The sequence below is a fragment of the Pseudaeromonas pectinilytica genome, assembly GCF_054780855.1.
In genome coordinates, this window is record NZ_BAAGVN010000292.1 from 1 (window position 1) to 9,179 (window position 9,179).

Sequence of the window (9,179 nt, forward strand, 5' to 3'; positions counted from 1 at the left end):
GAACTGGTCAGGATCGGCTGTCGTACGGCTCCAATGCCACAACGCCTGTTGAAGCTGGCTGAGTCTCGATGGTAATCAGGTATTTGTTAGTATGAATAAACAGTCTCTTATTCTGGAACGCTATGAAACTTCAGCAATTGCGCTATATCGTCGAGGTGGCGAACCACAGTCTGAATGTCTCCGCTACCGCCGAAAGCCTCTATACCTCACAGCCGGGTATCAGCAAGCAAGTCCGGATGCTGGAAGACGAACTGGGGGTGCAAATCTTCGAACGCAGCGGTAAGCACTTGACCCAGGTTACCCCGGCGGGGCGGGATATATTGCGGATTTCCCAAGAGATCCTGGCCAAGGTTGAGAGCATCAAGTCGGTAGCGGGTCAGTTTACTAATCCAGATCAAGGGACGCTGAATATTTCAACCACCCATACCCAGGCACGCTATGCGCTGCCCGAGGTGATCCGGGCCTTTATCAAGCGCTATCCCAAGGTCTCCTTGCATATGCACCAAGGTTCGCCAGCCCAGTTGAGCGAATCGGTGGCCAAGGGTACGACCGACTTTGCCATTGCCACCGAAGCCTTACACCTGTATCAGGATCTGGTGATGCTGCCCTGCTATCACTGGACTCGCTGTCTGCTGGTGCCCAAGGGGCACCCCCTGGCCGAGCTCTCGCGGGTAGAAATTGAAGATCTGGCGCGTTTTCCGCTGGTGACCTACACCTTCGGCTTTACCGGTCGCTCGGAGCTGGATTCGGCGTTTGGTCGTGCCGGGCTTGAGCCACGGATTGTTTTCACCGCCACCGATGCCGATGTGATCAAGACCTACGTCAAGATGGGGTTGGGCGTTGGTGTGATTGCCAGCATGGCTATCGATCCGGCGGTGGACACCGATCTGGTCAAACTCGACGCGACCCATCTGTTCCAGTCCAGCACCACCAAGATCTGTTTCCGCCGCGGCATCTTCCTACGCAGCTATATGTATGACTTCATGGAGCGTTTTGCGCCCCATTTGACGCGGGATCTGGTCGACAAGGCCCTGGCTCTCAAGACGCCCTACGAGGTCGAGCAGCTATTCGAGAATGTCGAGCTGCCGGTACGGTAACCCAGGGCAGGATGCTGGACACAAACGAAGGCTACCGCAAGGTAGCCTTCTTCATTCTGCAACCAGGCTATCAGTCGCAAAACGAAACCTTGATAGCCAAGCCTCCTTGGGAAGTTTCACGGTACTTGGCGTTCATATCCTTGCCGGTGGCGTACATGGTGGCAATGACTTTATCCAAGGATACACAGGCCTTACTGGTGCGACGTAGCGCCATGCGCGAAGCGTTGATCGCCTTGACCGCGGCAATCGCGTTGCGCTCGATGCAGGGCACCTGCACTTGACCGGCGACCGGATCACAGGTCAGTCCCAGATTGTGCTCCATGGCAATCTCCGCCGCCTGGCATACCTGCTCGGGGCTGCCGCCCATCAGTTCGGTCAGCCCGGCCGCCGCCATCGAGCATGCAACGCCCACTTCACCCTGGCAGCCCACTTCGGCACCGGAGAGTGAGGCGTTCATCTTATACAACAAGCCGATGCCGCCAGCGGCCAGCAGGAACTTGCGCGCATCATCGGCGGCCAGTGGCTGGATGAATTTATCGTAATAGGCCATGACGGCCGGGATGATACCAGCGGCGCCATTGGTTGGGGCCGTGACCATGCGCCCGCCGGCGGCATTTTCTTCACTGACCGCCATGGCAAACATGTTGACCCAATCGATCACTGCCATCGGATCGGTCGCTAAGTGGGTATTGGTGACCAGTTGCCGCCTGAGCGCCGCCGCTCGGCGTGGTACTCGCAATGGACCGGCCAATACCCCTTCGGTCTGGCAGCCTTGAGTGATGGAGTGCTGCATGATCTGCCACAGTTGCTGGCAGCGCTGCTGGGTATCAGCCTCCGACTGGAAACTCAGCTCGTTCTGCTGCATCAGATAGGAGATGGAAAAGCCCTGGCGATGACAATGGCTGAGCAGTTGTTCCGCGCTGTCAAAGGGCCAGGCCACAGTGGTCTGGGGGGCATCGGGGTTTTGCAGTTGATCGGCGGCGATAATAAAGCCACCGCCCGGTGAAAACCAGGTTTGCTGGAGCAGCAATTGCTCATCGTTGAAGGCTTCAAAGTGCATGCCGTTTTCATGCTCCGGCAACGCGGTACCGTGAAATTCCAGGTCCTGCTCGCTAAAGGCGACACTGTGCTGGCCGCCAGCCAGCGGCAAGTTGCCCGAATTGCGGATTGTCTGGAGCAGGCTCTGGATCTGCTCGATGACCACAGTTTCGGGCAGATACCCGGCGAGGCCCAGGATGAGCGCCATATCGGTGTTGTGGCCGCGTCCGGTCAGTGCCAAGGATCCATAGACGTCGATCTGCAACCGGGTCACACGTGGCAACAGTTGTTGCTGCTGAAGAGACTGCACAAAGGCATAGGCAGCCTTCATGGGCCCTACGGTATGGGACGAGGAGGGGCCAATGCCGATCTTGAACAGATCGAAAATAGAGATCATAAATACGTTACCGGTTCGATTAGATATATCTAGATGAAGCGCTATGGGTTGAATGCTACAGGAGTCGCTAATTATAAAATATGATCCTGTGATATTCGTATCTCTTCAGCGATATCTTTTGAAGACTCAGGGTTCGGCAATCGTTTTTCTATTCAGCGGTATTAAGCTGGCAAGCCAGTTGCCATAAGATCCGCGCCGTGGCTCCCCATACCAGACGTTGCTGCTGCGTGATACCGAACACAGTGTGCAACTGTGACCCTCGCTGCACCTGCCAGCGGCCATAGTTGGCCGGATGCAGTAACGGTGCCAGCGGTAGCTCGAACGCTTCGGCCACTTCATCGGCTGCGGGGGTTAGCGGATAGTCGGGTGCGAGCAATCCGATAAACGGCACCATACGGTAGTGGCTGACGGTGATATGGGCCGGTAATTCTCCCAGCAACTGAATATAACGAGCTGGAATACCGAGCTCTTCATGGGTTTCGCGCAGGGCTGTGGTCGCCAGATCTCCATCATCCGGATCTTGCCGCCCACCGGGAAAGCTGATCTGGCCCGGGTGGTGACGCAGCTGTGCACTGCGGCGGGTTAACAGCACCGACAATTGATCCCCTCGCGCAATGATCGGGATCAGTACCGCCGCTGGTTTAAGGGATGCAGTGGCAGTCTCGCGCCAGGCCGGTTCGCCCGCAGTGGGGGTTAGCAGATTAAAGGCGCTCAGCAGTCGAGGCAGGGTCCAGGCCGCAGTTGGGCTCGAGGCCGTCAATTCCGTGGATGAGCCTGTGGGCCAGGTTCCACCCGCGCTCAACTCACCTGGCAAGTGGCCTAGCATGGTGCCTCCGCCGTCAGGATCGGCAGGATCTTCGCCAGCTTGTGGAAGGTTTCTGCATATTCATCGACCACATTAGAGTCCGCGACCAAGCCGCCACCGGCCCAGACATACAGCTGGCCGTCTTCGGCGATCAGGGTGCGGATGGTGATGTTGGTATCCATCTGTCCGTGCTGGCTGATATAGCCAATACTGCCGCAATAGGCGTTACGCCGATGGGGCTCCAGCTCTTCAATAATTTCCATGGCGCGGATCTTCGGCGCCCCCGTGATGGAGCCGCCGGGAAAGCAGGCGCGTAGCAGATCCGTGGCACTGAGTTCGGGCAACAGATCGCCCTCGATGGTCGAGACCAGGTGATGTACCGCGGGAAAGGAATCGATGGCAAAGAGACTGGGCACACGCACCGAGCCGGGCTGGCAGACCCGGCCGATGTCGTTGCGCAGCAGATCGACAATCATCAGATTCTCGGCTCTATCCTTGGGAGCTTGCCGCAGTTCATCGGCGGCAGCGGCATCGTCAAGCTGGTTGTGACTGCGGGGGCGAGTGCCCTTGATGGGCTTGGTGCTGACGGCGCGACCGGCCAATGCAAGGAAGCGCTCCGGCGACAGGCTGAGCACGCAGGCATCCGGCAGGCGAATAAACGCCGAAAAAGGCGCCTGATTGTGCGCACTGAGCTGACAGTAGGCTGACCACTCATCGCCTTGATAGGGAGCGCTAAAGCGCTGGGTCAGATTGATCTGGTAGCAATCCCCGGCGGCCAGATAGGCCTGAACCTGCTCGAAACGCTGGCGGTAACCGGCCTCATCCATATTGCTCAACCAGGGGGCCGTCAGCCTGAGTGGCGTAGTCGATAGTGGCTGTGCTTGTTGTTGCATAAACCAGTCATAGCGACGCTGCCAAGCCGTCTCATCACCGAGCACCACCAAGGAGGCGATTTGCAGTTGGTTATCCAGTACCCAGGCCCAGTCGTAGATGCCGATGGCCATATCCGCCAGCTGGATATCCGCCAGGCACTGGCTGGGCAGGCGCTCGAAGCGACGGCCCAGATCATAACCCCAGAGCCCCAGTGCACCTCCGATAAATGGTAACTCGCCGGTGTAGTCTGAAAGCTCACCCAGCAATTGGTGCTGCCACTGTGCCAGCAGGCTCAGCGGATCATCACGACTGATAGTGCGCTGTTCGCCATGGATGATGTGAGTCTCGGTGCCACGGGTTTGCAGGGTGGCCAGCGGCTCGGCGCACAGAATATGGTAACGACTGTCGGGATGCTCCGGGCTGGCGGATTCGAGCAGCATGGCCCATGGCTGATGGGCGAGGAGAGCGAACAGTTGGCGGCCACCGCCCGGGTTACTCAGTGATAACTCATTGAAAGAAAACTGCTTGATGGTGAGCACATTCAACATTTTTTAACCTGACGCGCGGGATTAGCGGCGCATAAATGGCGCCGGATCGAGCTGCAGCGTATCATAAGCCGGTGATGGGGCAAAAACCTGCCTCTCGACCTGAGGAATGGCACGGCCACCGCGCTGCTTGCTGTCCATTTCGCCCCGCATTCGGAGACCCACATGGCTGTGATCAAACAACAGGATTTTATTGACTCCATTTTCGATGCTCTGCAATTCATCTCCTATTACCACCCCCTGGATTTTGTCGAGGCGATGAAGCAGGCCTACGATCGGGAGCAGAGCCCGGCGGCCAAAGATGCCATTGCCCAGATCCTGATCAATTCCCGCATGTCCGCCGAAGGGCATCGGCCTTTGTGCCAGGACACCGGTATCGTCACCTGCTTTGTCAAAGTCGGGATGCAGACCCAATGGGATGGTGAGCTGACGGTGCAGGAGATGGTGGATATCGGCACCCGTCGCGCCTATACCCATCCGGATAATCCGCTGCGGCTGTCCGTTTTGGCCGACCCTGCCGGTAAGCGTCTGAATACCAAGGATAATACTCCGGCGGTGGTGCATATCGAGCTGGTCCGCGGCAACCAGGTCGAGGTGATGATCGCGGCCAAGGGCGGCGGCTCCGAGAACAAATCCAAAGTGGTGATGCTCAACCCGTCAGATTCGGTGGTGGATTGGGTGCTCAAGACCATTCCAACCCTGGGCGCTGGTTGGTGTCCACCGGGCATGCTCGGTATTGGCATCGGCGGCACGGTAGAAAAGGCGGCCCTGATGGCCAAAGAGTCCTTGATGGATGCCATCGATATGAGCGAGTTGCAGGCGCGGGGAGCCCAGAGTCGGGAAGAAGAGCTGCGGCTGGAGCTGTATCAGAAGATCAACCAGCTCGGGATAGGCGCCCAGGGCCTCGGTGGCTTGACCACAGTGCTGGATGTCAAAATCAAATCCTGCCCGACCCATGCCGTGTCGCTGCCGGTCGCGCTGATCCCCAACTGTGCCGCGACCCGGCATATCCACTTCACATTGGATGGCTCGGGGCCTGCCGAGTTGATTCCGCCCCCAATCTCTGCCTGGCCTGAAATCCAGTGGGAAGGCGCCAAGAGCGCCCGTCGCGTACAACTCGATGGCATCACCAAGGCCGAGATCGCCAGCTGGAAAGTAGGCGAGACTCTACTGCTCAATGGCACCATACTGACCGGCCGTGATGCCGCCCATAAGCGCATCCAGGATCTGCTCAAGGCCGGTGAACCGCTGCCGGACGGGGTCAATTTCGAAGGGCGCTTTATCTATTACGTCGGCCCCGTGGATCCGGTGCGTGACGAGGTGGTCGGCCCCGCTGGTCCCACCACCTCGACCCGCATGGATAAATTCAGCGAGACCATGTTGGGTGAGGCGGGTCTGTTCGGCATGATTGGTAAGTCCGAGCGTGGCCCGGTGGCCATCGAGGCAATCAAACAGCATCAGGCGGCCTATCTGATGGCCGTTGGCGGCGCTGCCTACCTGGTGTCCAAGGCGATCAAAAAGGCGCGCAAGGTTGCATTTGAAGACTTGGGGATGGAAGCCATCTACGAATTCGAGGTGGTGGATATGCCGGTGACGGTCGCGGTTGACAGCCAGGGCAATAATATTCACGAGATAGGCCCGGCCCACTGGAAAGCAATTCTGCAACCGGTCGATGTAAAAACCGTCGATTAGGCACCGAGGAGGGAGGCGACAGGCCTCCCTTGTCGCATTAATAGCCAAACGCATTGTTTTATCAGAAATTTATATTGTAATCGTCGCTTGGTTTCCCTATTATGCCGCCCGTCGTCAGTCAACGCTGATGGACAAGGTGATGAACTCACGCCTAAACAAGAGTTCGAAAACGGTGAGGTGTCCGAGTGGCTGCCCAGTCTGCGAAGCAGACGATAAAAAGAGCACGCATGGCGTGCGACGCAGCCACCTCACAGCACGGTTAAAAGGTGATGAACTCACGCCTAAATAAGAGTTCAACAACGGTGAGGTGTCCGAGTGGCTGAAGGAGCACGCCTGGAAAGTGTGTATACGGCAACGTATCGAGGGTTCGAATCCCTCCCTCACCGCCATCTTGAAAGAAGAGCTGCAGCAATGCGGCTCTTTTTGTATCTGCGATTCCCGCGGAGGGAGGGTGAGAGCCCTCGTGGGTTCGAGCCGAGCGCAGCGAGACAACATCGCGTAGCGATGGCCCGCAGGGGGCGCGACAGCGCATCATCCCTCCCTCACCGCCATATAAATGAAAAGAGCCCTATCGAAAGATAGGGCTCTTTTCATTTATCCGGTGATGGGAGGATTTGGTTCGAACCCTTGTTCGACAAAATGACAGGATAGCCATTTTGGACTGCCAACGGCAGCCCGCAGGGCGAGCGCCAGGGATGGCGCGAGTCAATCCCGACCGGGGGCAGCAGATAATGCCTATAACAGTCACCATCTTGAAATAATGTTCCACTCTCGCTCTCTTATCTCAAATCCCGACTCGGACTGGTTCGTTTCCGCCCTGGTCAGCTTGGTCGATTTGCCAACCGGCCGTTGGCGGGGCGGCAAGGGGGCAAAAGGCCTGCCCCCTTGACCCTTGGCCTTGAGCGTATGCCGACTGCCGGGAAAACTCCGAGCTCCGGGCTGCTCTCCATCGGCCGGGAGCCACACGCCATCCATGGCGTGACGCTCCCTTTTTCGGTCATCCTGACCGCGCACCGATTCCAATCAACCCTTCACTCGGCCCGGCAGACGGCTTCTGGATTTGGTGTATAAGAACAAGCGCCTGTTATGGATGGTATTGGGTAATCAGCCATCTAATCTGCAAAAGGTCGCAAGTTGACTCCACACTGATATTTCCAGGCATAGTGGCATGCTGTGTAATCGTATGCACAAAAAGGAATAGAGAGACCATTTTTATTAATTCGGCATCTATGAAGCCCGGTGCCATGATTATTTGATGCATCGCACATATAAACCGGATCAATGGACGTACGCTAGGGTGTTCATTATAAGAACAGCGGCTGGCTGTGTCATATCGGGTCGGCTCATCAGGGTGGTCCATTCTATTGCGGGTCACCCTATCCTAAATATCCAAGCTATAAGGGGGATTTATGTCTGAGATCCAACACTTGGCTACGCCATTTAGTTATTCCTCGGCGGTAGTCGCCGGCGATTATGCGTTTATTGCGCTACATCGAGGCTTCGGGGATGATTTTGAAACTCAGTGCAAAGGCGCCCTGGACGGAATAAGACAGACCCTGGAGCGGATCGAGGTACCCTTATCCTCCTTGGTCAAGGTGACGGTATGGATTAAACATATTCAAGATTTACCGGCGATGGAAAAATTATTCACCGAATATTTCGAGCTCGGTCAATATCCGGCGCGTATGACGGCGACGACGGAATTTTATGACCCGGATTGTCTGGTGATGGTCGAGGGAATTGCATTTTGTCGCTCATAAGAGTGACCGGCAGACAGAACATAAATGTTTGTTTGACACATCAGTCAGTCGCGGTAATAACCGATATGGACGAGGAGGTTTTTGCAGGGCTCTATATGGCGGAATAGAGAGCCCTGCGAATGGATTAATACAGCTTGTGACGCCATCAGCTATTGCACCGATCAGTAGTCCATTATCAATGCTGTCGCATGAAGGCAATACATTCGAAGCCGTGGTGATATATTCACGAGCGTTTATTTCCCAGTAGCTAGGCCCATTTGTTTCGTAATGGCTTTTAGAAAATCTTGCATGGGTACTGGTCGGCCAAATAGATAGCCCTGCAAGGATCCCACGCCTTTATCCCGTAGATAATCGGCTTGTTGTAGGGTTTCGACGCCTTCTGCGACTAATGAAATGCCGAGACGAAGCCCCAGGTCAATCACATTATCGACAATATGCTGGGAGAGCGGTTCGGTGCCAATGCGTCGGACAAAGGATTGATCGATCTTCAGAGTATCGACTTTGAAATTCTGTAAATAAGCCAGACTGGAGTGGCCGGTACCGAAATCATCAATGGCCAGACGGACACCCATATTACTAATATCTTCGATCAGCTGTATGTTACTGCCATCGGTGATCAGGGTTTCCCGCTCGGTAATTTCCAATACCAGTTGAATATTCTTGTCTCGGGTGTGCGCCAAAAATTTTCGACACTCACCAAGTAACCGATTGTTTTTGCAGCAGGCACCACTGATGTTAAAGCTTAAATGAAAGTGCTTGGGAAACTGACCACAATACTCTTCGAGTTGCTCGGCTACGCTACGCATCAATTGCCAGGTCATGGGCGCAATAAGTCCACTGGCTTCGGCTTGGGGAATAAACAGATCCGGATTGATGATACCGACCGATGGACAGGGCGGGATCGCACTTTGTTAATGAAATTTGAACAGGCTGATCGTCTGTGATCTAATCACGCCTCCATGCAGGAGGCGC

Annotated in this window: 6 protein-coding genes, 1 tRNA gene, 1 other RNA gene and 1 pseudogene; 5 read left to right on the forward strand and 4 right to left on the reverse strand. The window is 56.0% G+C overall.

Features of this window, described 5'->3' with window-relative positions; genetic code table 11:
- The first annotated feature begins 122 nt into the window (after positions 1–122).
- Complete coding sequence (gene cysB / locus ACYVG7_RS11755) at positions 123–1,097, forward strand: HTH-type transcriptional regulator CysB (protein ID WP_460883296.1); 975 nt, start codon at positions 123–125, stop codon at positions 1,095–1,097.
- Positions 1,098–1,167: 70 nt separating this feature from the next.
- On the opposite strand, the gene ACYVG7_RS11760 is transcribed toward cysB, so the two are convergent.
- The 3 genes from ACYVG7_RS11760 to pabB form a co-directional block, all read right to left on the reverse strand.
- On the reverse strand, positions 1,168–2,532 hold the full coding sequence (locus ACYVG7_RS11760; protein ID WP_460883297.1) for an L-serine ammonia-lyase: 1,365 nt from the start codon (positions 2,530–2,532) through the stop codon (positions 1,168–1,170).
- Positions 2,533–2,680: 148 nt separating this feature from the next.
- On the reverse strand, positions 2,681–3,358 hold the full coding sequence (locus ACYVG7_RS11765; RefSeq protein ID WP_460883298.1) for a CoA pyrophosphatase: 678 nt from the start codon (positions 3,356–3,358) through the stop codon (positions 2,681–2,683).
- Entirely contained in the window at positions 3,352–4,758 is a 1,407-nt protein-coding gene (gene pabB, locus ACYVG7_RS11770) for an aminodeoxychorismate synthase component I (protein ID WP_460883299.1), read from the reverse strand. The genes ACYVG7_RS11765 and pabB overlap by 7 nt, the downstream gene beginning before the upstream one ends.
- Positions 4,759–4,920: 162 nt before the next feature.
- Between pabB and ACYVG7_RS11775 the strand changes: the two genes are divergently transcribed.
- The 4 genes from ACYVG7_RS11775 to ACYVG7_RS11790 all read left to right on the forward strand — a co-directional run bounded on the left by ACYVG7_RS11775 (position 4,921) and on the right by ACYVG7_RS11790 (position 8,207).
- The gene (locus ACYVG7_RS11775; protein WP_460883300.1) at positions 4,921–6,447 is read left to right on the forward strand and encodes a fumarate hydratase; all 1,527 of its coding nucleotides are present in this window, start codon (positions 4,921–4,923) and stop codon (positions 6,445–6,447) included.
- 301 nt (positions 6,448–6,748) lie between these two features.
- Positions 6,749–6,836, forward strand: a tRNA-Ser gene (locus ACYVG7_RS11780).
- 42 nt (positions 6,837–6,878) lie between these two features.
- Positions 6,879–6,998, forward strand: a non-coding RNA gene (locus ACYVG7_RS11785) — RtT sRNA.
- 858 nt (positions 6,999–7,856) lie between these two features.
- Entirely contained in the window at positions 7,857–8,207 is a 351-nt protein-coding gene (locus ACYVG7_RS11790) for a RidA family protein (protein WP_460883301.1), read from the forward strand.
- A 233-nt stretch (positions 8,208–8,440) separates the two neighbouring features.
- Here the strand turns inward: ACYVG7_RS11790 and ACYVG7_RS11795 are convergent.
- A pseudogene (locus ACYVG7_RS11795) lies at positions 8,441–9,097 on the reverse strand (EAL domain-containing protein); the annotation flags it as partial.
- Positions 9,098–9,179 lie beyond the last annotated feature (82 nt).

What these genes read in the sequence shown, in the direction of transcription:
- pabB (WP_460883299.1), bottom strand. Translation starts at nt 4,758, where the DNA reads ATGTTGAATGTGCTCACCATCAAGCAGTTTTCTTTCAATGAGTTATCA.
- ACYVG7_RS11760 (WP_460883297.1), bottom strand. Translation starts at nt 2,532, where the DNA reads ATGATCTCTATTTTCGATCTGTTCAAGATCGGCATTGGCCCCTCCTCG.
- ACYVG7_RS11765 (WP_460883298.1), bottom strand. Translation starts at nt 3,358, where the DNA reads ATGCTAGGCCACTTGCCAGGTGAGTTGAGCGCGGGTGGAACCTGGCCC.
- ACYVG7_RS11775 (WP_460883300.1), top strand. Translation starts at nt 4,921, where the DNA reads ATGGCTGTGATCAAACAACAGGATTTTATTGACTCCATTTTCGATGCT.
- cysB (WP_460883296.1), top strand. Translation starts at nt 123, where the DNA reads ATGAAACTTCAGCAATTGCGCTATATCGTCGAGGTGGCGAACCACAGT.
- ACYVG7_RS11790 (WP_460883301.1), top strand. Translation starts at nt 7,857, where the DNA reads ATGTCTGAGATCCAACACTTGGCTACGCCATTTAGTTATTCCTCGGCG.